The sequence below is a fragment of the Parafrankia sp. Ea1.12 genome, assembly GCF_900465275.1.
GTDB classification, from domain to species: domain Bacteria; phylum Actinomycetota; class Actinomycetes; order Frankiales; family Frankiaceae; genus Parafrankia; species Parafrankia soli.
The window spans coordinates 1-456 of sequence record NZ_UBIZ01000747.1 but is presented as its reverse complement, the minus strand read 5'-3'; the positions used below and the strand labels follow the sequence as shown (position 1 = coordinate 456).

Sequence of the window (456 nt, the reverse complement as noted above, 5' to 3'; positions counted from 1 at the left end):
GATCGTAGGAGACCTCGAGCAGGCCGCCCTCGGCCGGCAGGACGAACGCCTGCGCCCAGCCGTCCGCGACCGCCGCGGGCAGCGGCGCGCCGTCCAGGGTCGCCCGCCAGCCGGAATCGGCGGGTTCGGCGAGCACCACCCGGCGCCCCGCGGCGCCGCCGGGCAGCCGGGTCGGTCCGGCCGGACCGGGCGAGCCGAGCCGGAGCGGGGTCGTGCCCTCCCCGGCACCGGGGGCGGCGGCGACCGGGCGCCACAGCAGCACGTCAGGACCGCGCCTCTCCCGGGAGAGGCCGTCCACCGCGTCGAGCGCGGCCACCAGCGCCGGGTCGGCCGAACCCGCCGGGACGACGACCGCAGCCACACCGAACGCCGGCAGCGCGTCGGCGGCGTCCGGGGGACCGGCGGAGATGTCCGCCACGAGCGTCGCGAGCGCCCGGTCGGCAGCGGAGGGCGGCC

The 456-nt window shown here is 81.1% G+C and carries 1 pseudogene; it reads right to left on the bottom strand.

From position 1 onward, the window contains the following. A pseudogene (locus tag FMEAI12_RS36060) lies at positions 1-456 on the bottom strand (glycosyltransferase family 2 protein); the annotation flags it as partial.